The following is a 22,599-nucleotide window of genomic DNA, read 5'->3' as shown; positions in this document are numbered from 1 at the left end:
GGAGCATGGCGCGGACCGATGAGTTCCTGATGGCCCTGGACGAGGGGATGCTCGCGTACTTCCGCGAGACGAACGACGAGCTGACCGACGAGATGGTCACGCGTTTCGGGATTCCCCGGGCCGAGGCGGTGGCGGGGATCAACAGGGCTTACCCGGGGCGGGAGTTCGGGCCCCACCCGGACCTGACGTGCCACGAACTCCCCGAATACCGGGCCTGCGGCCTCTACTTCAAGCCCCATGCCGGGCGGCTCCCCGACGACGACCCCGACACGGACCTGTCCGTGTGGGAGGTACGCCCGGCTCCGCCTACGGGCTCACCGGCCTGGACACTCGAGGCCTGATGTCCGATTTGCCGCCAGTGCCGCTTTATTTCTGCTTGGTCGCGTGAATTGGGTCACTCCCATGCGGAGTGGGCCCTTTATCCCCTCTTGACGACTTCCCCTTTGCATAAGGCAAGTTGAGCGTCACGTTCCGGATTAATCGGGCATTTTCTCCCCCTTATTACACAGGTGAAAGCGATCTACACCGGGAAATGAGGGCTTGTTCCGGACATGTGCTCTCGCATACGTTCACGTCGATCCGGACGGACCGCCCAATCCCGCCGCCGACCGGAATATCCCAGCCACCCACACACACGCACGGCAGGAGCGGGGGACCCAGGTAAGCCGCCGATCCGGACACCGGAACGGCTCGGGGTGAAGTCGCACACACCGTGCGGCCGGGCAGCTCCCGCCCGAACCCGACAGCTCACCTCGCAGGCGCCGGAGAGGAATTCGCCATGTCCGCACGAGGCAAGCACCGCAGCTTCAAGATCCACGGCATGCTCACTCGGGGCATCCTCGCCGCGGGAATGGGCGGAGTCACCCTCGCCCTTCCGCTCGCGGTGGCGACCTGCGCGCAGGCCGCCACCGCCACCACCACCGATGTCCAGCTCATCACGTACAAGGTGGTCGCGGGCGACACCCTGGCCAAGATCGCGCAGAAGTACCCCAAGAGCGGCGGGGCGGCGAAGCTGTACGCCGCCAACCGCGCCGTCATAGGCCCCGACCCGACGGCGCTCCGTCCGGGCCTCACCCTGACCGTGGGCACCAAAACCGTCCACATCCCCGCCAAGGCGAAGACGGCGCCCACCACGTCGAAGACGTACACGAACAACCTCGACGGATGGATCAAGCACTCGCTGGACATCATGGCCCGCGCCAAGATCCCCGGCACCTACAACGGCATCCACCGCAACGTCATGCGCGAGTCCTCCGGAAACCCCCTGGCCATCAACAACTGGGACTCCAACGCCAAGGCCGGCATCCCCTCCAAGGGCCTGCTCCAGGTCATCGACCCGACGTTCAAGGCCTACCACGTGCCGGGCACGTCGATGAACATCTACGACCCGGTCGCGAACATCACGGCGGCCTGCAACTACGCGGCGGCGAAGTACGGCTCGATCGACAACGTCAACGGCCCCTACTGACAGGACTGGTGGGGCTGGCTGAGCCGGTAGGGCTCGTACGACTGCCGAGGCTGATGCGGCTGATTACGCTGATGAGGTCGGAGAGACTCGGAGAGCTGCCGGGACCCACCGGGCTCCCCGGACTCCCGGATCCGATCCGACCGGCACGGGAACAGCCGCTCCAGCACCACCGCGATCCCGTCGTCCTCGTTCGACAGCGTCACCTCGTCGGCCACCGCCTTCAGCTCCGGATGGGCGTTGGCCATGGCGACCCCCCGGGCGGCCCAGTCGAACATGGGGATGTCGTTGGGCATGTCGCCGAAGGCGATGGTGGCAGCGGGAGTGAGCCCGAGGTGGGCGGCGGCGAGCGCCAGACCGGTCGCCTTGGTCACGCCGCATGGCTGGAGTTCGACGGTTCCCGGCCCCGACATGGTGACGGTGGCCAGCGAGCCCACCACACCCCGGGCCGCCGAGGCCAACTCGTCGTCGGACAGCGACGGGTGACGGAGCAACACCTTGCTGATCGGCTCCGTCCACAGGTCGTCGCGGTGATGCACCCGTACCGCCGGAAGCGTCGGATGCGGCATCACGTACCCCGGCTCGATGAGCGTCAGCCCGTCCACGCCGTCCTGGTCCACCGCGGCGTAGAGCAGCCCGACCTCCGCCTCGATCTTGCCGAGCGCGGTCTCCGCGAGGTCTCTGTCCAGGGTCACCGACCACAGCAGGCGGTCCGCGGCCGCGTCGTACAGCTGCGCCCCCTGCCCGCACACCGCCAGCCCCGCGCCGCCGAGTTCGTCGAGCAACGGTCGTACTCTCGGCGCCGGGCGCCCCGTCACGACCAGGTGTCGGGCGCCCGCCTCGGCCACCCTCTCCAACGCGGCCCGGGACCGGTCGGAGAGGGTGTCGTCGCCGCGGAGCAGCGTTCCGTCCAGGTCAGTGGCGATAAGTGAATATGCAGTCGGAGCGGCCATGATCCGAAGAATACGGATCGAACGACTCATCGGCCCGGCGTGAACCGGACGACGTCCGGTATCCCGTCAGCAACACCGTTCACCGTACGGGCCGTACCGGGCGTACAGAGTGCACTTCCGCCCCGTCCACCGATGCGGACGGTACGAAAAGACTCCGAGCGGAATGTCACTCCAGAGGATGACGCTGCTGTGGTGACTGTGGCCGCCTGAGCCCAACACGAGCTCCGACGCGGCGGGTTGGGCCCCGCCCACGGCGTGGCCCACCAGTCACCCCCCTCCGACCGACCTGGCGCCGTCACCTCACCCGTGCGCGCTCGCCAAGTGCTTGGCCAGCCGCGGCGAAGCGAACTCCGTACCGCACACGAACCGCATCACCGGCCCGTACGAAGCCGCCGCCGGCAACCCGGTGAAGTACAGCCCGGGCACCGAAGAGCAGTACCCCGCACCGAGCTTGGGAGTGCCGCGGCTCACCGCGAGCGCCGTACGCAACTCGTGTCCCAGGAAGTCCATCGCGGCGATGTCGACGCGATAACCGGTCGCCGCGATGACGTGGTCGGCGGCGAGCTCCTCGCTCCGGCCGCCCAGGGTCTGCACGGAGAGGACCGGACGCCCGTCGCAGACGTCGGCGCGAACGATCCCGGAGACCTCGCTGACCTCGACCTTGCCCTCGAAGCGGTCGCGCAGCCACCACGCCCCGAGGGGGCCGAGCACCCGGCGGACCAGGTAGTGCCGGGCTTCGGCGGGCAGATACCGGTAGGGGTGCGGGTAGTAGCTGAGCGCCCACAGGGACCAGGCGCGCCCGAAGGGCGACTCGGGACGCAGTTTCGGCTGCTTCCAGGGCGGTGCTCCGAAGGCGACCCTGCCCCGTCCCCGGGACACCACCCGCACCTGCGCGCCCGCCTCCGCCGCGAGCGCCGCCGTCTCCAGCGCGGACTGGCCCGCGCCGACGACGATCAGTTCCTTGCCGGAGAACCGGGCGAGGTCGTGGTGCTGGGAGCTGTGTGAGACGGGGCCGGTGGGTGTGGGTCCGTCCGCCGCCGCGCCGCCGAGCTCGGGCGGCAGATGGGCGAGTCCGTACAGTCCCGTGGCCACGACGACCGCCCGCGCCGTGAACGACTCCCCCGAGTCCAGCTTGAGTTCGAAGCCCTCGCTGCCCCGGCGGTCGACGGACACGACCCGCACCCGCTCCAACTCGGGCACCAGCTGCTGCTGGAACCACTCGCCGTACGCGATGAACGTCTCGACCGGAATGATGTCCTCGTCCGTGACGAGCCGGCGGATCCCCGCCGCGTCGCAGTAGTCGGCGAGCGTGTGGCCGGGCTGTGGGGCGTCGAGGCTGGACGCGACCGGCGTCGACTTGAGAAGCATCCCCTCGGGCATGTGGTCACGCCAGCTCACCATGGGCTCGCCGAACACGCGCACCGGGATGCCCCGCGCCCGCAGATGGGCGGCGGTGGACAGGCCGAACGGGCCGGCGCCGATGACTGCTACCGGATGAATCACGAAGTCCCTCCCCAGGACGTACGTTCGTCACTTCGTGGTCGTACTGATGCTGTTGCCACGGCGGTTGGTCCGCCACAGCTGATACAGATGCCTCGCGCCCGGCCGCACGAAGCGCGCGAGCATCGTGAAGAACGGCCGCAGGTCGTCACCCGCGAGCCAGGCCAACTCCGTGCCGCTCGCGCGAGCCGGCGCGTGCGGGGTCGTGTAGCCGCTGCGCCGGTAGGCGAGCAGGGCCGGCAGGTCAATGTTCTCCACGATGTACCGGTGACCGGCCCGCTGTTCCCCTTCGGGAACGGTGCGCCCGGTCAGGTCGAGATGCATGGCCCGGACGACGTCGATCCCCGACTCGTTCTCGAAAAGCCGGAACTGCGCGCCCATCCGGGGGTTGAAGTCGAGAAGTTTGTACTGCCCGTCGCGCCGGTCGAAGCGCAGATCGAGGTCGATGACGCCGCTGAAGCCGATCTGTTTGATGAAACGCGCGGCGAGGTCCGCGAGTTCCGGATTGTCGACGACGTACGCGTTCGCCGTCATTCCCGCGTGCGGCGGCCAGGAGCGGACCTTCACGCCCGTGAACATCGCGAGCGGCGTCGAGTCCGCGTCGAAGTACGCGTGCACGATCCAGTCCTCCGCCTCCTCCCTGGGCAGGTACTCCTGGAGGATCACGCCCGGCTGATCACCCCAGTCCCGGGCGAGTGACAGCAGCCCCTCCCGGGTCGCGATCCTTGTCGTCCCGTTCACCGCCGGCTGGCTGCGGCGTACGAACGCCTCCCGGTTCTTGGCGACGATCGGAAACCGAGCGCTCTCGGCGAACGCCACGATCTCCTCGTACGACTGTGGAAAGGCCGCCGCCGGACTGGGGATGCCGTGTTCCACACAGAGTTCGTGCAGGCCCTGCTTGCTGGCGAGGCGCCTGGGCAGTTTGGCGTCGACCCGGGGGAAGAGAAACCGCTCCCCCAGTTCCTCCTGGTGCTCGGCGATCACGACGGCCGCCTCCTCGTCCGTCGGGACGAGCACCGTCGGCCGCCCGATGCGGGCCCCGATCCGCAGCAACCCCTCGACCAGACGCTCCGGCTCCTCCGTCCCCGTCGTCGGCCAGACGAAGGCACGGCGCAGATAGCGCGAGGCCGCGGCAGGCGTGTAACGGTCCTCGGTGATCGCATACATCGGTATGCCGAGGCGGCCCAGACTTCGGATGGCGCCCACACCGCCGTGGTGCAGCGGATAGTCGCCAAACTTCACGATCAGGCCCGGAACGTTCCGATCGGCGTCGACCGGCACTCCGCTGACGCTCCTGGCCACGGGTCCCCCCACGTGTCCCCCCTACGGACCGGACCCACCCCGTCCGTGTCCCCAAAGGACGCTAAGCCGGAACTACCGAGTCCGACAAGGCCTATTCGGACATTGCGAACTCTTTAGGCACTGTCGAGGCAACTCTTCAGGTACTGCCACAGTGCCTCATGACGACGCGCGGCAACTCATGGCACCTCTTTGGGCACTGCCACAGCACGTCACTCCCCCGTAACCTGTGCCGCGACCACCCGGAACACGTGAAACACCCACACATGCACCGCGCGGATCACACGGCCAAGACAGTCACACGGACCACACAGCGCGCACGACCACGAAAGCGAGGCACCACCCCGATGCCCCCCTTCGATGTCCCCGAGGGCGATCCCTTCGGCCCGCACAACCTCCCCTACGGCGTCTTCTCCCGGGCCGGAGCGTCCGAGCGGAGCGTCGGCGTCCGGCTCGGCGACCACGTCCTCGACGCGGGAGCGACCGCCCGGGCACTCAGCTCTCCGTACGCCGAACTGCTCGCGCAGCCCACTCTGAACCCGCTGCTCGCCGCCGGCCGCACGGCCTGGTCCGACGTACGCCGCGCACTCACCGCCTGGGTGACGGTCCCGGCCCACCGGGAGACCGTCGTACCCCTCCTGCACCCCCTCTCCGAGGTGACCCTGCACCTCCCCTTCGAGGTGGCGGACTACGTCGACTTCTACGCCTCCGAGAACCACGCCCGGAACGTCGGACAGATCTTCCGCCCCGACGCCACCGACTCCCTCACCCCCAACTGGAAGCACCTGCCGATCGGTTACCACGGCCGCTCCGGCACGGTCGTGGTGTCGGGCGCGGAGGTGGTCCGCCCCTCGGGCCAGCGCAAGGCCCCCTCCGACACCGCCCCCGTCTTCGGCCCCTCCGTCCGGCTCGACATCGAGGCAGAGGTCGGCTTCGTGGTCGGCGCACCCTCGACCAGGGGCACGCCCGTCCCGCTCTCCTCCTTCCGCGACCACGTCTTCGGCCTCTGCCTCCTCAACGACTGGTCGGCGCGCGACATCCAGGCCTGGGAGTACGTCCCTCTCGGCCCCTTCCTCGGCAAGTCCTTCGCCACCTCGGTGTCGGCGTGGGTCACCCCGCTCGACGCGCTGGACGACGCACGGGTCGCGCCCCCGGCCCGCACGCACCCCCTCCTCCCCTACCTGGACGACTCCGAGGACGAGCCCGGCGGCTACGACCTCCGTATCTCCGTCGCCGTCAACGGCCACGTCGTCTCCGAACCCCCCTTCTCCACCATGTACTGGACGGCCGCCCAGCAACTGGCCCACATGACGGTCAACGGGGCCTCCCTGCGCACCGGCGACCTGTACGGCTCGGGAACGGTCAGCGGCCCGTCCGAGCACGAGCGCGGCTCCCTCCTGGAACTCACCTGGAACGGCCGCGACACCCTCGACCTCCCCGACGGCAAACGGGCCTTCCTGGAGGACGGCGACGAGGTCACCCTGACGGCCTGGGCCCCGGGCCCCGGCGGAACTCGGGTGGGACTGGGTGAGGTGAGGGGCCGCATCACCCCGGCACCCCACCCCTCCTGACCCCGGCGGCGTCCGGGGGCAACAACCCCGGCGGGGTGCAAAGGCGAGAGGCCCGGCGGGGTCCAAGGCCGATAGGCCCGCGCCTTTCGGGGGCGCAAACCCCGCCGGGGTGAAGGGACGAAGCCCCACGGCGGCCCGCCGGCAAGGGGAGACCAGGGGGTCGAAGGGGCGGAGCCCCTGAGAGGGGGCGGGTAGGGGCGGCGGGGGCCGAAGACCCCTACCCCGCCGCCCCCACGTCCCCACACCCGCACCCGCACTCGCACCGGACACCCTCGACCTGCTCACGACCGACCAGGACGCCCTGGTCCGGGCAGCGGCCTTCGCGACGCTGGCCGTCACAGGCTGCTCGTCATCCCTGGCCGCGCGCGCCGTCGCCGCCCAGGCCGACCCCGCCTGGCAGGTCCGCTCCGGCGCCGCGACCGCGCTGTCCGCCGCGGAGGCCCGGGTCGCCGTCCCGGCGCTCGCCCGGGCCCGGGAAGACCCGAACGCCGACGTCCGCAAGGCGACGGTCCTGGCCCTCGTGCAGCACTCCGCGATCGACGAGGACGCCCGCGCGGCCCTGACCACGGCCACGGCGGACTCCGACGCGGACGTCAGGGCGTGCGCGTCACGCGCCCTGTGACCACAGGGCCGAGCAGAGAACTGGGCAGAGGGCCGGAAGCGCCCTACATCCAGTCCTCCGGCTCCGGCTCCGGTTCCGCGTCCATCTCGGGCCAGTCCGGGTCCGGTGCCTCACCGGCCGCGGCGGCCGGTGCTGCTCCGGGAGCGCCGCCTGCCAGGGAGGCGAGCACTCCGATCACGCCCTCTCCGTATGTCGCGCGCTTCTTCTCGCCCACCCCGCTGATGCCGCCGAGGCCTTCGACCGAGGTGGGCCACACCGTGGCGATCTCCCGGAGCGTGGCGTCGTGGAAGATGACGTACGCCGGGACGCCCTGTTCCTTGGCCTGTTCGGCGCGCCAGGAGCGCAGGGCCTCGAAGGCGGGGACGAGCTCCTGGGGCAGGTCGGCCGCGGCGGCCTTGGCCTTGCGATCGCCCCGCGAGGACGAGGAGGAGCGGGAGACGGTGGGCTTCGGCGGCTCCTTGCGGAGCGGCACCTCGCGCTCGCGCCGCAGCACCGTCCCGCTCTCCTCGGTCAGCACCAGCGTCCCGTACTCGCCCTCGACCGCGAGCAGGCCTTGCGCCAGCAACTGCCGCACCACGCCGCGCCATTCGGACTCGGCGAGGTCCTCACCGATGCCGAACACGGACAGCTGGTCGTGATCGAACTGGATCACCTTGGCGGTGCGCCGCCCCAGCAGGATGTCGATGATCTGGCCGGCGCCGAACTTCTGTCCGCGCTCGCGCTGCAGCCGTACCACCGTGGACAACAGCTTCTGCGCCACGACCGTGCCGTCCGAGGTCTCGGGCGGTGCGAGGCACGTGTCGCAGTTGCCGCATGCCGGGGTGTGCGGGTCCTGACCGAAGTAGGCGAGGAGCTGGGAGCGCCTGCACTGGACCGTCTCGCACAGGGCCAGCATCGAGTCCAGGTGGGCGGCGGCCCGGCGGCGGAACGCCTCGTCGCCCTCCGAGCCCTGGATCATCTTGCGCTGCTGGACGACGTCCTGAAGCCCGTACGCCATCCATGCCGTGGACGGCAGTCCGTCACGGCCCGCGCGTCCCGTCTCCTGGTAGTAGCCCTCGACCGACTTGGGCAGGTCGAGGTGGGCGACGAACCGCACGTCCGGCTTGTCGATACCCATGCCGAAGGCGATGGTGGCTACCACGACCAGGCCCTCTTCGCGCAGGAAGCGCGACTGGTGGGTGGCGCGGGTGCCCGCGTCCAGACCCGCGTGGTACGGCACCGCCTCGACGCCGTTGCGGGAGAGGAACTCGGCCGTCTTCTCCACCGAGTTGCGCGAGAGGCAGTACACGATGCCCGCGTCGCCCGCGTGCTCGTCGCGCAGGAAGGACAGCAGCTGCTTCTTGGGGTCGGCCTTGGGGACGATCCGGTACTGGATGTTGGGACGGTCGAAGCTCGCCTCGAAGTGGCGGGCGGTCGGCATGGCCAGGCGCTGGGTGATCTCCTTGTGCGTCGCGCGGGTGGCCGTGGCCGTCAGCGCGATGCGCGGGACGTCCGGCCAGCGCTCGCCGAGCAGGGAAAGCGCCAGATAGTCGGGGCGGAAGTCGTGGCCCCACTGGGCCACGCAGTGCGCCTCGTCGATCGCGAAGACGGAGATCTTCCCGCGTGACAGCAGGTCCAGCGTGGTCTCCAGGCGCAGCCGCTCCGGGGCGAGGTAGATCACGTCGAGCTCCCCCGCCAGGAACTCGGCCTCCACCACGCGCCGCTCGTCGAAGTCCTGCGTGGAGTTCATGAACCCGGCGCGCACGCCCAGCGCGCGCAGCGCGTCCACCTGATCCTGCATCAACGCGATGAGGGGGAGACGACGACTCCCGTACCCGGTCTGACCAGGGCCGGAATCTGATAGCAGAGCGACTTGCCGCCGCCCGTCGGCATCAGGACGACAGCGTCACCGCCCGCCACCACGTGCTCGATGATCGCTTCCTGCTCGCCGCGGAAGGCGTCGTACCCGAAGACCCGGTGGAGCGTGGCCAGTGCCTCGCTCTCTCCCAGCGTCTCCGTCGCGTCCGCTTCGGTCATCACACCCGTCCCGCCCATCGTCCTGTCCCCCGTACGTCGCGCCTCGACCACTGCGTCCACGATAGGGGTCCGCGCCGACAGCCCGAGAGTTATCCACAGGCTGCGACCGATCGGCTTCCCTACGCACTCGTGTCCGGCCGGTCTCGAGCGACGACAGACCCTCGATCTTCGGAGGGTGGAAGTTCGACGGGCCCATGCGCTGACACGGCTCGGGCCCCGCTGCCTCACGAGGAGGGAGCGGGGCCCGAGCCGTGCGTGGTTCAGCGGACGAAGACTCCCGCCTGGCTCGCCAGGTTCAGGAAGTACTGCGGCGCCACACCGAGCACCAGCGTGACCGCCACGCCGAACCCGATCGCCGTCATGGTCAGCGGCGAGGGCACGGCGACCGTCGGCCCCTCCGGCCGAGGCTCGCTGAAGAACATGAGCACGATCACGCGGATGTAGAAGAACGCCGCGATCGCCGACGAGATCACACCGACCACGACCAGCGGGCCCGCGCCGCCCTCCGCCGCCGCCTTGAAGACGGCGAACTTCCCGGCGAAGCCGGAGGTCAGCGGAATACCGGCGAACGCCAGCAGGAAGACCGCGAAGACGGCCGCCACCAGCGGTGACCTGCGTCCGAGGCCCGCCCACTTGGACAGGTGCGTGGCCTCGCCGCCCGCGTCGCGGACCAGGGTCACGACCGCGAAGGCCCCGATCGTCACGAACGAGTACGCGGCCAGGTAGAAGAGGACCGACGAGACGCCGTCCCGCGAGGTCGCGATGACGCCCGCGAGGATGAATCCGGCGTGCGCGATGGACGAGTACGCCAGGAGCCGCTTGATGTCGGTCTGGGTGATCGCGACGATCGCACCACCCAGCATGGTGACGATCGCGACGGCCCACATGACCGGCCGCCAGTCCCAGCGCAGACCCGGCAGGACGACGTACAGCAGCCGCAGCAGCGCCCCGAAGGCGGCCACCTTCGTCGCCGCGGCCATGAAGCCGGTGACCGGTGTCGGCGCGCCCTGGTAGACGTCGGGGGTCCACATGTGGAACGGCACCGCGCCGACCTTGAAGAGCAGGCCCATGACGACCATCGCGGCGCCGATGAGCAGCAGCACGTCGTTGCCCATGGTGCCGGCGAGCGCCGGGTCGACGTTCGGGATCGTGCCGTCCACGACCTGCGCGATCGTCGCGTACGACACCGAGCCCGCGTAGCCGTAGAGCAGGGCGATGCCGAAGAGGGTGAACGCGGAGGCGAAGGCGCCGAGCAGGAAGTACTTGACGGCGGCCTCCTGCGACATGAGCCGCTTGCGGCGGGCCACGGCGCACAGCAGGTAGAGGGGCAGCGAGAAGACTTCCAACGCGATGAACAGGGTCAGCAGGTCGTTGGCCGACGGGAAGACCAGCATGCCGCCGATCGCGAAGAGCAGCAGCGGGAACACCTCGGTGGTGGTGAAACCGGCCTTCACCGCGGCCTTCTCGCTGTCGCTGCCGGGCACGGAGGCGGCCTGCGCGGCGAACGAGTCGACGCGGTTGCCGTGCGCCTCCGGGTCGAGCCGTCGCTCGGCGAAGGTGAAGACACCGAGGATGCCCGCCAGCAGGATCGTGCCCTGCAGGAACAGGGACGGTCCGTCGACGGCGATCGCCCCCATGGCCGCGATGTGCGCCTTCGTGGTGCCGTATCCGCCCGCCGCCAGTGCGATCACCGCGGCGAAGGCTGCGGCGAGCGCGACGACGGACAGGAAGACCTGCGCGTAGTACCGGGACTTGCGCGGCACGAAGGCCTCGACGAGCACCCCTACGAGCGCCGCCCCGATCACGATCAGGGTGGGCGACAATTGCCCGTATTCGATCTTCGGCGCGTCGATCTTGGAGATCGGTTCGGCCGCGGTTGTCCACAGGCTGTGGACAGCTGCTGTGTTCACTTGGCCGCCTCCACCTCGGGCTTGGGGTCCGTCTTATGGACGTCGGACATGGTCTGCTGGACCGCCGGGTTGACGATGTCGGTGACCGGCTTCGGATAGACGCCCAGGAAGATCAACAGGGCGATCAGCGGGGCGACCACCAGAAGCTCACGCACCCTGAGGTCGGGCATCTCGGCGACCTCCGCCTTCACCGGGCCCGTCATCGTCCGCTGATAGAGGACGAGGGTGTAGAGCGCGGCGAGGACGATGCCGAAGGTGGCGACGATGCCGACGGCCGGGTAGCGCTCGAACGCGCCCACCAGAACCAGGAATTCACTCACGAAGGGGGCGAGCCCGGGGAGCGAGAGGGTCGCGAGGCCGCCGATCAGGAAGGTGCCCGCGAGCACCGGGGCGACTTTCTGCACCCCTCCGTAGTCGGCGATCAGACGCGAGCCGCGCCGCGAGATCAGGAAGCCCGCCACCAGCATCAGGGCGGCGGTCGAGATCCCGTGGTTGACCATGTAGAGCGTCGCGCCCGACTGGCCCTGGCTGGTCATCGCGAAGATGCCCAGGATGATGAACCCGAAGTGCGAGATCGACGCGTACGCCACCAGTCGTTTGATGTCCCGCTGGCCGACCGCGAGCAGCGCCCCGTAGATGATGCTGATGAGGGCGAGGACGAGGATGACCGGCGTCGCCCACTTGCTCGCCTCCGGGAAGAGCTGGAGGCAGAAGCGGAGCATCGCGAAGGTACCGACCTTGTCGACGACCGCCGTGATCAGTACCGCCACCGGGGCTGTGGCCTCTCCCATGGCATTGGGCAGCCAGGTGTGCAGCGGCCACAGGGGCGCCTTCACCGCGAACGCGAAGAAGAAGCCGAGGAACAGCCACCGCTCCGTGTTGGTCGCCATGTGCAGCGAGCCGTTGGCGCGGGCCTGCACGATCTCCTGGAGCGAGAAGTTTCCGGCCACTACGTAGAGGCCGATGACGGCGGCCAGCATGATCAGGCCGCCGACCAGGTTGTAAAGGAGGAACTTCACCGCGGCGTAGGAGCGTTGGGTCGCCGCCGCCTTGTCGCCGTGTTCGTGGGCGCGGTCTCCGAAGCCGCCGATGAGGAAGTACATCGGGATCAGCATGGCTTCGAAGAAGATGTAGAAGAGGAAGACGTCGGTGGCCTCGAAGGAGATGATCACCATCGCCTCGACGGCCAGGATCAGGCCGAAGAAGCCCTGAGTCGGCCGCCAGCGCCTGCTTCCTGTCTCGTGCGGGTCGGCGTCGTGCCAGCCCGCCAGGATCACGAACGGGATCAGCAGCGCGGTCAGCGCGACGAGCGCCACCCCGATGCCGTCCACGCCCAGCTCGTACCGCACCCCGAAGTCCTTGATCCAGGCGTGGGATTCGGTGAGCTGGTAGCGGTCGCCGCCCGGGTCGAAGCGTACGAGCACGATCGCGGCCAGGACGAGCGTGGCGAGCGAGACGAGCAGCGCCAGCCACTTGGCGGCGACGCGTTGCGCGGCCGGCACGGCGGCCGTGGCGATCGCCCCGACCGCCGGGAGCGCCGCCGTCGCTGTCAGCAGAGGAAAGGACATCGGTATCAGACCGCCCTCATCAGCAGGGTCGCGGCGACGAGGATGGCCGCACCGCCGAACATCGAGACCGCGTAACTGCGCGCATAGCCGTTCTGCAGCTTGCGCATGCGCCCGGAGAGGCCGCCCATGGAGGCCGCGGTGCCGTTGACGACCCCGTCGACCAGGGTGTGGTCGACGTACACCAGGGAGCGGGTGAGGTGCTCCCCGCCGCGCACCAGCACGACGTGGTTGAAGTCGTCCTGGAGCAGGTCGCGCCGGGCCGCCCGGGTGAGCAGGGAACCGCGCGGGGCGACGACCGGGACGGGGCTGCGCCCGTACTGGGCGTACGCGATTCCGGCGCCGACGACGAGCAGCACCATGGTGGCCAGCGTGACCGTCAGGGCGCTGACGGGCGAGTTGCCCTCCGAGTGCCCGGTGACCGGCTCCAGCCAGTTGAGGAAGCGGTCGCCGATACTGAAGAAACCGCCCGCGAAGACCGATCCGAAGGCCAGCACGATCATGGGGATCGTCATGGACCTCGGGGACTCGTGCGGGTGCGGCTCATGGCCTTCGGCGTCCGGCTGCCAGCGCTTCTCACCGAAGAACGTCATGATCATCACGCGGGTCATGTAGTACGCCGTGATGGCCGCGCCCAGCAGGGCCGCGCCGCCGAGGATCCAGCCCTCGGTGCCGCCCTTCGCGAAGGCCGCCTCGATGATCTTGTCCTTGGAGAAGAAGCCGGACAGGCCCGGGAAGCCGATGATGGCGAGGTAGCCGAGGCCGAAGGTGACGAAGGTGATCGGCATGTACGTGCGCAGACCGCCGTACTTGCGCATGTCGACCTCGTCGTTCATGCCGTGCATGACCGAGCCGGCGCCGAGGAACAGTCCGGCCTTGAAGAAGCCGTGCGTCACCAGGTGCATGATCGCGAAGACGTAGCCGATGGGGCCGAGGCCCGCGGCCAGCACCATGTAGCCGATCTGCGACATCGTCGATCCGGCGAGTGCCTTCTTGATGTCGTCCTTCGCGCAACCGACGATCGCACCGAACAGGAGCGTGACGGCGCCGACCACGGTGACGACGAGCTGGGCGTCGGGCGCGGCGTTGAAGATCGCGGCGGAGCGGACGATCAGGTAGACGCCCGCGGTCACCATGGTCGCGGCGTGGATGAGGGCGGAGACCGGGGTCGGGCCCTCCATCGCGTCCCCGAGCCAGGACTGCAGCGGCACCTGGGCGGACTTGCCGCAGGCGGCGAGCAGCAGCATCAGGGCGACGGCGGTGAGCTTGCCCTCGGTCGCGCCACCGACGAGCCCCGGGTGCCCCTCGGTACCGAGCACCGGCCCGAAGGCGAAGGACCCGAAGGTGGTGAACATCAGCATGATGGCGATCGACAGGCCCATGTCGCCGACGCGGTTGACCAGGAAGGCCTTCTTCGCGGCGGTGGCGGCGCTGGGCTTGTGCTGCCAGAAGCCGATCAGCAGGTACGAGGCGAGGCCGACGCCCTCCCAGCCGACGTACAACAGCAGGTAGTTGTCGGCGAGGACGAGCAGCAGCATCGCCGCGAGGAACAGGTTCAGGTAGCCGAAGAAGCGGCGGCGCCGCTCGTCGTGCTCCATGTATCCGATCGAGTACAGGTGGATCAGTGAGCCGACGCCGGTGATCAGCAGGACGAACGTCATCGACAGCTGGTCGAGCTGGAAGGAGACGTCCGCCTGGAAACCCTCGACGGGGATCCAGCTGAACAGGTACTGGCTCATGGCCCGGTGGTCCGCGCTCTTGCCCAGCATGTCGGCGAAGAGGATCGCGCCGATCACGAAGGACGCGGCCGCGAGCGCCGTGCCGATCCAGTGGCCGACGGCATCGAGCCGCCTACCGCCGCACAGCAGTACGGCCGCTCCGAGCAGAGGCGCCGCTACCAGCAGCGCAATCAGGTTCTCCACGATTCAGCGACCCCTTACAGCTTCATCAGGCTGGCGTCGTCGACCGAGGCCGAGTGGCGGGAACGGAAGAGCGACACGATGATCGCGAGCCCGACCACGACCTCCGCGGCGGCGACGACCATCGTGAAGAAGGCGATGATCTGGCCGTCGAGATTGCCGTGCATGCGGGAGAAGACGACGAACGCGAGGTTGCAGGCGTTGAGCATGAGCTCGACGCACATGAACACCACGATCGCGTTGCGTCTGATCAGCACGCCGGTGGCACCGATCGTGAACAACAGGGCGGAGAGATAGAGGTAGTTGACCGGGTTCACTTGGACGCCTCCTCCGTCTTCGTGCGCTCCAGGCGTTCTTCGGCCCGCTGCTCCAGCGCCTTCAGATCGCTCAGCGCCTCGGTGGACACGTCACGGATCTGGCCGCGGTCCCGCAGCGTCTTGCTGACGGTCAGCTCGGACGGGGTGCCGTCCGGGAGGAGGCCCGCGATGTCCACCGCGTTGTGCCGGGCGTAGACACCGGGGGCCGGCAGCGGCGGTACGTGCTTGCCTTCCCGTACGCGCTGCTCGGACAGCTCGCGCTGGGTCTTGGCGCGCTCGGTGCGCTCGCGGTGCGTGAGCACCATGGCGCCGACGGCGGCCGTGATGAGCAGGGCGCCGGTGATTTCGAAGGCGAACACGTACTTCGTGAAGATGAGGGCGGCGAGGCCCTCCACGTTCCCGTTGGCGTTGGCCTTGCTCAGGCCGTTGAAGTCCTTCAGGGACGCGTTGCCGATGCCCGCGACCAGCAGGACGCCGAAGCCTAGTCCGCACACCAGGGCCAGCCAGCGCTGACCCTTGATGGTCTCCTTCAGGGAGTCCGCCGCGGTGACACCGACGAGCATGACCACGAAGAGGAACAGCATCATGATCGCGCCGGTGTAGACGACGATCTGCACGACGCCCAGGAAGTAGGCGCCGTTGGCGAGGTAGAACACCGCCAGGATGATCATGGTGCTGGCGAGACAGAGCGCGCTGTGCACGGCCTTCTTCATGAAGACGGTGCACAGGGCGCCGATCACGGCGACCGCGCCGAGGATCCAGAACTGGAAGGCCTCTCCGGTGGAGGTGGAGTAGGCGGCGAGCTGCGCGCTCATGCCCCCACCCCCTCTTCCGTGGGCTTCTCACCCTTGGAGACGGCTACTTGGCGCTCCGTGCCCGGCGCCGCCTCGGTCACCAGACCCCGGTAGTAGTCCTGCTCGTCCGTGCCGGGGAAGATCGAGTGCGGTGTGTCGACCATGCCCTCGTCGAGCCCGGCGAGCAGCTGCTCCTTGGTGTAGATGAGGTTGGCGCGGCTGGAGTCGGCGAGCTCGAACTCGTTCGTCATCGTGAGCGCGCGGGTGGGGCACGCCTCGATGCACAGGCCGCACAGGATGCAGCGGGCGTAGTTGATCTGGTAGACGCGGCCGTACCGCTCGCCCGGCGAGTAGCGCTCCTCGTCGGTGTTGTCCGCGCCCTCCACATAGATGGCGTCCGCGGGGCAGGCCCAGGCGCACAGCTCGCAGCCGATGCACTTCTCCAGACCGTCCGGGTGACGGTTGAGCTGGTGCCGGCCGTGGAACCGCGGGGCGGTGGTCTTCTGCTGCTCCGGGTACTGCTCCGTCAGGCGCTTCTTGAACATGGCCTTGAAGGTCACGCCGAAGCCGGCGACGGGGTTCTGGAAACCGGGCTTGGTCTCCTTCGGCTCCTCAGCCATCGGACCCCTCCTTTCCGTCACGAGTTCCGCCATTCGATCCGTCACTCGCAGTATCGGACCCACCACTGACAATCAACTCGCGCTCGCGGCGCGGGCGACGCCGCGGCACGGGTGGCAGCTCCTGTCCCGGCAGTGGCGGCACGGGGAATCCACCGGCCATCGGGTCGAAGGCGGCGGGCTCGGCGGGCGCTTCCTGAGCGCCCTGCTTGTCGCGGAAGATGTCCGCGGCGAACGAGAGCAGCAGCAGGACGAGGACACCGCCGCCGACGTACAGAGCGATGTCGGCGAAGTCGTAGTTCTCGTTCTTGAGGGTCCGTACGGTCGCGACGAGCATCAGCCAGACCACGGAGACCGGGATGAGGACCTTCCAGCCGAGCTTCATCAGCTGGTCGTAGCGGACGCGTGGCAGCGTGCCGCGCAGCCAGATGAAGAAGAACAGCAGCAGCTGCACCTTCACCACGAACCAGAGCATCGGCCACCAGCCGTGGTTGGCTCCCTCCCAGAAGGTGCTGATGGGCCACGGGGCCCGCCAGCCGCCCAGGAAGAGCGTGGTCGACACGGCCGAGACCGTCACCATGTTCACGTACTCGGCGAGCATGAACAGCGCGAACTTGATGGACGAGTACTCGGTGTTGAAACCGCCCACGAGGTCACCCTCGGACTCCGGCATGTCGAAGGGGGCGCGGTTGGTCTCGCCGACCATCGTGATGATGTAGATCAGGAACGAGACCGGCAGCAGGATGATGTACCAGCGATCGTGCTGCTGCTCGACGATCGTCGAGGTCGACATCGACCCGGAGTAGAGGAACACCGAGGCGAAAGCGGCACCCATGGCGATCTCGTACGAGATCATCTGCGCGCAGGACCGCAGACCGCCCAGCAGCGGGTAGGTGGATCCAGAACTCCAACCCGCGAGCACGATCCCGTAGATGCCCACCGAGGCGACCGCGAGGATGTAGAGCATCGCGATCGGCAGGTCCGTGAGCTGCATCGTGGTGCGGTGCCCGAAGATCGAGACCTCGTTGTCGGCGGGCCCGAAGGGGATCACCGCGATCGCCATGAAGGCCGGGATGGCCGCGACGATCGGCGCGAGGACGTAGACCACCTTGTCCGCGCGTTTGACGATGACGTCTTCCTTGAGCATCAGCTTCACGCCGTCGGCGAGCGACTGGAGCATGCCCCAGGGGCCGTGCCGGTTGGGTCCGATGCGCAGCTGCATCCAGGCGACGACCTTGCGCTCCCACACGATCGAGAACAGCACGGTGATCATCAGGAAGGCGAAGCAGAAGACCGCCTTGACGACGACCAGCCACCAGGGGTCGCGGCCGAACATGGAGAGGTCTTCAGTGGCGAGGTACAGACTGCTCATGCCTCCACCTCCTTGGGGGCCTCGCCGACGAGCGTCGCCGGGCCGATGCGGACGAGTGCGCCGGGCAGCGCCCCCGTGTCGGAGGCGACGCCCCCTCCGGTGGAGTTCAGCGGGAGCCAGACCACGCGGTCGGGCATCTCGGTGATCTGCAGCGGCAGTTCGACGGTTCCGGCACTGCTGGTGACCGCGAGGAGGTCGCCTTCCTTGACGCCCGCCTCGGCGGCGGTGGCGGCCGACACACGCGCGCGTGCGGCATGCCGGGTCCCGGCGAGCGCGTCGTCGCCCTCCTGGAGGCGGCCCTGGTCGAGCAACAGCCGGTGGCCCGCGAGCACGGCCTCCCCCGCGGCGGGACGCGGCAGTGATGCCGCGATCTCCACGGGCCCGGTGGCCCGCAGGCCGCCCCAGGGACCGAGCCGGTCCAGCTCCCCGCGCGTGGTGCGCAGATCCGGCAGGCCCAGGTGTACGTCCATGGCGTCGGCGAGCATCTGCAGGACACGCGCGTCGGTGGGTGCCAGTGGACGGGTCATCTGGTCGGGCTTGAGCGCGGCCTCGAAGAAGCGCACCCTGCCCTCCCAGTTCAGGAAGGTGCCCGCCTTCTCGGCGACCGCGGCCACCGGGAGGACGACATCCGCGTGCTCGGTGACCTCACCGGGCCGCAGTTCGAGCGACACCAGGAAGCCGACTTCGGAAAGGGCCGCACGCGCGCGTGCCGGGTCGGGAAGGTCGGCGACCTCCACGCCCGCCACCACCAGGGCCCGCAGCTCCCCGCCGACGGCGGCCTCGACGATCTGGCCGGTGTCGCGCCCGTAGCGGTGCGGGAGCTCGGAGACGCCCCAGGCGGCCGCGACCTCCTCCCGCGCGCGCGGGTCGGTGGCCGGACGCCCGCCCGGCAGCAGCGACGGAAGCGCGCCCGCCTCGATCGCGCCGCGCTCCCCGGCCCGGCGCGGGATCCACACCAGCGTGGCGCCGGTCGCGGTCGCGGCCCGTACGGCGGCGGTGAGGCCGCCCGCCACACCCGCGAGCCGCTCGCCGACGACGATCACCGCACCCTCGGTGCGCAGCGCCTCGGCGGCCCTGGCACCGTCGCCCTCCAGGCCGACGCCGCTCGCGAGGGCGTCCAGCCACTCGGTCTCGGTACCGGGCGCGGCGGGCAGCAGCGTGCCGCCCGCCTTGTCCAGGCCGCGTGTCGCGTACGTGGCGAGCGAGAACGTCTTCTGTCCGTGTCCGCGCCAGGCCTTGCGCAGCCGCAGGAAGACTCCGGGCGCCTCCTCCTCGGACTCGAAGCCGACGAGCAGGACGCCGGGCGCCTTCTCCAAAGAGGTGTACGTGAGGCCCGTACCGTCGAGGTCCCGTCCGTGTCCGGCGACCCGGGAGGCCAGGAAGTCGGCCTCCTCGGCGCTGTGCACGCGCGCGCGGAAGTCGATGTCGTTCGTGTCGAGGGCCACGCGCGCGAACTTGCTGTAGGCGTAGGCGTCCTCGACGGTGAGACGGCCACCGGTCAGGACGCCGGTCCGGCCGCGGGCCGCCGACAGGCCCCGGGCCGCCGCCTCCAGGGCCTCGGGCCACGAAGCGGGCTCCAGTTCACCCGACTCGCCCCGTACGAGGGGTGTCTCGAGCCGGTCCCGCTGCTGCGCGTACCGGAACCCGAACCGCCCCTTGTCGCAGAGCCACTCCTCGTTGACCTCGGGGTCGGGGGAGGCCAGGCGCCGCAAGACCTTGCCGCGCCGGTGGTCGGTGCGGGTCGCGCAGCCGCCCGCGCAGTGCTCGCACACCGAGTGCGAGGAGACGAGGTCGAACGGACGCGAGCGGAAGCGATACGCCGCCGAGGTCAGCGCGCCCACCGGGCAGATCTGGATGGTGTTCCCGGAGAAGTACGACTCGAACGGGTCGCCTTCGCCGGTGCCGACCTGCTGGAGCGCGCCCCGCTCGATCAGCTCGATCATCGGGTCGCCGGCGATCTGGTTGGAGAAGCGGGTGCAGCGGGCGCACAGCACGCACCGCTCGCGGTCGAGCAGTACCTGCGTGGAGATCGGGACCGGCTTCTCGTAGGTCCGTTTCTTGCCCTCGAAGCGGGACTCGGCGTTGCCGTGCGACATCGCCTGGTTCTGCAGCGGGCACTCGCCACCCTTGTCGCAGACCGGGCAGTCCAGCGGATGGTTGATGAGCAGCAGCTCCATCACACCGTGCTGGGCCTTTTCGGCGGCGGGCGAGGTGAGGTGAGTCTTCACCACCATTCCGTCCGTACACGTGATCGTGCAGGACGCCATGGGCTTGCGCTGGCCCTCGACCTCGACGATGCACTGGCGGCAGGCGCCGGCCGGGTCGAGCAGCGGATGGTCGCAGAATCGGGGATCTCGATGCCGAGCTGTTCGGCGGCCCGGATGACCAGGGTGCCCTTGGGCACGCTGATCTCGGCTCCGTCGATCGTCAGCGAGACGAGATCCTCCGGCGGAACCGCCGCCTCTCCCCCTCCCGAGGGAGCGCTGGTGGTCACCGTCATGCGTTCACCTCCGTGCGGTCGGCCCAAGCCGTGGACTTGGCCGGGTCAAAGGGGCAGCCGCGGCCCGTGATGTGCTCCTCGTACTCCTCGCGGAAGTACTTGAGCGAGGAGAAGATCGGCGAGGCGGCGCCGTCGCCGAGGGCGCAGAACGACTTGCCGTTGATGTTGTCGGCGATGTCGTTGAGCTTGTCGAGGTCCGACATGACGCCCTTGCCGGCCTCGATGTCGCGCAGCAACTGCACGAGCCAGTACGTCCCTTCGCGGCAGGGCGTGCACTTGCCGCAGGACTCGTGGGCGTAGAACTCGGTCCACCGGGTGACAGCCCGCACGACGCAGGTCGTCTCGTCGAAGCACTGGAGTGCTTTTGTGCCGAGCATGGAACCCGCGGCACCCACTCCTTCGTAATCAAGAGGGACGTCGAGGTGCTCGTCGGTGAACATCGGGGTCGAGGAGCCGCCCGGCGTCCAGAACTTCAACCGGTGGCCGGGGCGCATCCCGCCGCTCATCTCAAGGAGTTGACGGAGTGTGATGCCGAGCGGAGCCTCGTACTGGCCGGGGCTGGCGACGTGGCCGCTGAGCGAGTACAGCGTGAAGCCCGGGGACTTCTCGCTGCCCATCGACCTGAACCATTCCTTGCCTTTTCGGAGGATTGCGGGAACTGACGCGATCGACTCGACGTTATTCACCACAGTCGGGCACGCGTAGAGGCCCGCGACGGCTGGGAAGGGGGGACGGAGCCGCGGTTGACCACGGCGGCCTTCGAGCGAGTCGAGCAGTGCGGTCTCCTCACCGCAGATGTACGCGCCCGCGCCCGCGTGCACGGTGAGCTTGAGGTCGAGTCCGCTGCCGAGGATGTTCTCGCCCAGGTAGCCCGCCGCGTAGGCCTCTCGAACGGCCTCGTGCAACCGCCGCAACACGGGGACGACTTCACCGCGGAGATAGATGAACGCATGCGAAGACCTGATGGCATAACACGCGATCACAATGCCCTCGATGAGGCTGTGCGGGTTCGCGAAGAGGAGCGGGATGTCCTTGCAGGTTCCCGGCTCCGATTCGTCGGCGTTGACAACTAGATAGTGAGGTTTGCCATCGCCCTGAGGAATGAACTGCCACTTCATTCCGGTGGGGAATCCCGCGCCGCCCCGGCCGCGCAGACCGGAGTCCTTGACGTACGCGATCAGGTCGTCCGGCGACATGGCCAGCGCCTTGCGCAGCCCCTCGTACCCCTCGTGCCTCCGGTAGACGTCCAGCGACCAGGACTTCTCCTCGTCCCAGAAGGCCGACAGCACGGGTGCGAGCAGCTTTTCCGGGCTGGTCTCGTCGATCTCGGGTGCCAACGTCATCACTCCCCCTCCTCGGCTGCGGGACCCGCCGGGTGCGACGGATCGGAGGCCGACGTGTCCTGCGGCGCGTCGTGCGAGCTCAGGTGCTCGGCCGGCGGCTGGTCCTGCGGTGCCCGGCCGCCTCGCGGGTGGACCACGCGCGCCTGGACGCTCTCCCCCTTGGCCAGGCGGAGACCGATCAGTGAGGCGGGGCCCGCGCTGCCGCCCGCCTCCACGGCTCCCTCGCGCTCGTCGGGGAAGCCCGCCAGGATCCGCGCGGTGTCCTTGAAGGTGCACAAGGGGGCGCCGCGGGTGGGTGCGACCTCTGCTCCCGTGCGCAGGTCGTCCACGAGGCGCTTCGCGGAGGCCACGGTCTGGTTGTCGAAGAACTCCCAGTTGACCATCACGACCGGTGCGAAGTCGCAGGCCGCGTTGCACTCGATGTGCTCCAGCGTGACCTTGCCGTCGTCGGTGGTCTCGCCGTTGCCGACGCCCAGGTGGTCCTGCAGGGCCTCGAAGATCGCGTCGCCGCCCATGACCGCGCACAGGGTGTTGGTGCACACACCCACCTGGTAGTCGCCGCTCGGCTTGCGCCGGTACATCGAGTAGAAGGTCGCGACGGCGGTGACCTCGGCCGTGGTCAGGTTCAGTACGTCCGCGCAGAACCGCTGCCCCGTGCGCGTGACATGGCCCTCCTCCGACTGCACGAGATGCAGCAACGGAAGGAGCGCCGAACGGGAGTCCGGGTAGCGGGCGACGATCTCGCGCGCGTCCGCCTCGAGCCGGGCTCGGACGTCGTCCGGATAGTCGGGCGCGGGCAGTTGGGGCATGCCCAGGCTGACGCCCTCGGGGGTGGT

At 69.2% G+C, this 22,599-nt stretch carries 14 protein-coding genes, 4 pseudogenes and 1 riboswitch; of the genes and pseudogenes, 4 read left to right on the top strand and 14 right to left on the bottom strand.

The annotated features are described in order from the left end of the window. The first annotated feature begins 5 nt into the window (after positions 1-5). Positions 6-341: a hypothetical protein gene (locus AAFF41_RS27820; RefSeq protein ID WP_319750082.1), complete on the top strand. Its 336-nt coding sequence runs from the start codon at positions 6-8 to the stop codon at positions 339-341. Positions 342-613: 272 nt separating this feature from the next. Continuing rightward, positions 614-774: riboswitch (cyclic di-AMP (ydaO/yuaA leader) on the top strand. Between the two features lie 4 nt (positions 775-778). Further along, the gene (locus AAFF41_RS27815; protein WP_319750081.1) at positions 779-1,468 is read left to right on the top strand and encodes a transglycosylase SLT domain-containing protein; all 690 of its coding nucleotides are present in this window, start codon (positions 779-781) and stop codon (positions 1,466-1,468) included. A 146-nt stretch (positions 1,469-1,614) separates the two neighbouring features. Here AAFF41_RS27815 and AAFF41_RS27810 read toward each other — a convergent pair. The 3 genes and pseudogenes from AAFF41_RS27810 to AAFF41_RS27800 all read right to left on the bottom strand — a co-directional run. Continuing rightward, a pseudogene (locus AAFF41_RS27810) lies at positions 1,615-2,418 on the bottom strand (HAD family hydrolase); the annotation flags it as partial. A 300-nt stretch (positions 2,419-2,718) separates the two neighbouring features. Beyond that, positions 2,719-3,921 carry an FAD-dependent oxidoreductase gene (locus AAFF41_RS27805; protein ID WP_319750080.1) on the bottom strand — a complete coding sequence of 401 codons (1,203 nt, stop codon included), beginning with the start codon at positions 3,919-3,921 and terminating at the stop codon, positions 2,719-2,721. A gap of 27 nt (positions 3,922-3,948) precedes the next feature. Beyond that, positions 3,949-5,199, bottom strand: coding sequence for a carboxylate--amine ligase (locus AAFF41_RS27800; RefSeq protein ID WP_388413251.1), 1,251 nt, complete (start codon positions 5,197-5,199; stop codon positions 3,949-3,951). A 365-nt stretch (positions 5,200-5,564) separates the two neighbouring features. Here AAFF41_RS27800 and fahA point away from each other — a divergent pair, with 365 nt between their 5' ends. Further along, entirely contained in the window at positions 5,565-6,788 is a 1,224-nt protein-coding gene (gene fahA / locus AAFF41_RS27795; RefSeq protein ID WP_343324790.1) for a fumarylacetoacetase, read from the top strand. A gap of 277 nt (positions 6,789-7,065) precedes the next feature. Continuing rightward, positions 7,066-7,296: pseudogene (locus AAFF41_RS27790) on the top strand (HEAT repeat domain-containing protein); the annotation flags it as partial. 157 nt (positions 7,297-7,453) lie between these two features. Here the strand turns inward: AAFF41_RS27790 and recQ are convergent. The 11 genes and pseudogenes from recQ to nuoE form a co-directional block, all read right to left on the bottom strand. After that, positions 7,454-9,444 (bottom strand): annotated as a pseudogene (gene recQ / locus AAFF41_RS27785) (DNA helicase RecQ). Between the two features lie 242 nt (positions 9,445-9,686). After that, the gene (gene nuoN / locus AAFF41_RS27780) at positions 9,687-11,336 is read right to left on the bottom strand and encodes an NADH-quinone oxidoreductase subunit NuoN (protein ID WP_319750077.1); all 1,650 of its coding nucleotides are present in this window, start codon (positions 11,334-11,336) and stop codon (positions 9,687-9,689) included. Next, positions 11,333-12,904, bottom strand: a complete 1,572-nt coding sequence (locus tag AAFF41_RS27775; RefSeq protein WP_060901534.1) for an NADH-quinone oxidoreductase subunit M — start codon at positions 12,902-12,904, stop codon at positions 11,333-11,335. The genes nuoN and AAFF41_RS27775 overlap by 4 nt, the downstream gene beginning before the upstream one ends. 5 nt (positions 12,905-12,909) lie before the next feature. Further along, positions 12,910-14,823, bottom strand: coding sequence for an NADH-quinone oxidoreductase subunit L (gene nuoL / locus AAFF41_RS27770; RefSeq protein WP_343324789.1), 1,914 nt, complete (start codon positions 14,821-14,823; stop codon positions 12,910-12,912). Between the two features lie 14 nt (positions 14,824-14,837). Continuing rightward, positions 14,838-15,137: an NADH-quinone oxidoreductase subunit NuoK gene (nuoK, locus tag AAFF41_RS27765; protein ID WP_054232157.1), complete on the bottom strand. Its 300-nt coding sequence runs from the start codon at positions 15,135-15,137 to the stop codon at positions 14,838-14,840. Further along, positions 15,134-15,952, bottom strand: coding sequence for an NADH-quinone oxidoreductase subunit J (locus AAFF41_RS27760; protein ID WP_319750075.1), 819 nt, complete (start codon positions 15,950-15,952; stop codon positions 15,134-15,136). The genes nuoK and AAFF41_RS27760 overlap by 4 nt, the downstream gene beginning before the upstream one ends. After that, positions 15,949-16,551: an NADH-quinone oxidoreductase subunit NuoI gene (gene nuoI / locus AAFF41_RS27755; protein WP_054232155.1), complete on the bottom strand. Its 603-nt coding sequence runs from the start codon at positions 16,549-16,551 to the stop codon at positions 15,949-15,951. Before nuoI ends, AAFF41_RS27760 begins: the two co-directional genes overlap by 4 nt. Then, positions 16,544-17,920: an NADH-quinone oxidoreductase subunit NuoH gene (nuoH, locus tag AAFF41_RS27750; RefSeq protein ID WP_319750074.1), complete on the bottom strand. Its 1,377-nt coding sequence runs from the start codon at positions 17,918-17,920 to the stop codon at positions 16,544-16,546. The genes nuoI and nuoH overlap by 8 nt, the downstream gene beginning before the upstream one ends. Beyond that, positions 17,917-20,420: pseudogene (locus AAFF41_RS27745) on the bottom strand (NADH-quinone oxidoreductase subunit G). The gene nuoH and the pseudogene AAFF41_RS27745 overlap by 4 nt, the downstream one beginning before the upstream one ends. Then, complete coding sequence (gene nuoF / locus AAFF41_RS27740; RefSeq protein WP_177324079.1) at positions 20,417-21,766, bottom strand: NADH-quinone oxidoreductase subunit NuoF; 1,350 nt, start codon at positions 21,764-21,766, stop codon at positions 20,417-20,419. Before nuoF ends, AAFF41_RS27745 begins: the two are co-directional and overlap by 4 nt. Further along, the gene (nuoE, locus tag AAFF41_RS27735; RefSeq protein ID WP_319750149.1) at positions 21,763-22,572 is read right to left on the bottom strand and encodes an NADH-quinone oxidoreductase subunit NuoE; all 810 of its coding nucleotides are present in this window, start codon (positions 22,570-22,572) and stop codon (positions 21,763-21,765) included. The genes nuoF and nuoE overlap by 4 nt, the downstream gene beginning before the upstream one ends. Positions 22,573-22,599: the final 27 nt, after the last annotated feature.

The sequence above is a fragment of the Streptomyces mirabilis genome, from assembly GCF_039503195.1.
Classification (GTDB): domain Bacteria; phylum Actinomycetota; class Actinomycetes; order Streptomycetales; family Streptomycetaceae; genus Streptomyces; species Streptomyces mirabilis_D.
The sequence above is the reverse complement of the archived record's forward strand: the minus strand, read 5'-3'. Positions and strand labels throughout refer to the sequence as shown.

Bases quoted from the DNA above. Each gene is read 5' to 3' on its own strand.
- AAFF41_RS27760 (WP_319750075.1), bottom strand. From the start codon at position 15,952: ATGAGCGCGCAGCTCGCCGCCTACTCCACCTCCACCGGAGAGGCCTTC.
- AAFF41_RS27815 (WP_319750081.1), top strand. From the start codon at position 779: ATGTCCGCACGAGGCAAGCACCGCAGCTTCAAGATCCACGGCATGCTC.
- AAFF41_RS27775 (WP_060901534.1), bottom strand. From the start codon at position 12,904: ATGTCCTTTCCTCTGCTGACAGCGACGGCGGCGCTCCCGGCGGTCGGG.
- nuoH (WP_319750074.1), bottom strand. From the start codon at position 17,920: ATGAGCAGTCTGTACCTCGCCACTGAAGACCTCTCCATGTTCGGCCGC.
- AAFF41_RS27820 (WP_319750082.1), top strand. From the start codon at position 6: ATGGCGCGGACCGATGAGTTCCTGATGGCCCTGGACGAGGGGATGCTC.
- fahA (WP_343324790.1), top strand. From the start codon at position 5,565: ATGCCCCCCTTCGATGTCCCCGAGGGCGATCCCTTCGGCCCGCACAAC.
- nuoE (WP_319750149.1), bottom strand. From the start codon at position 22,572: ATGCCCCAACTGCCCGCGCCCGACTATCCGGACGACGTCCGAGCCCGG.
- nuoI (WP_054232155.1), bottom strand. From the start codon at position 16,551: ATGGCTGAGGAGCCGAAGGAGACCAAGCCCGGTTTCCAGAACCCCGTC.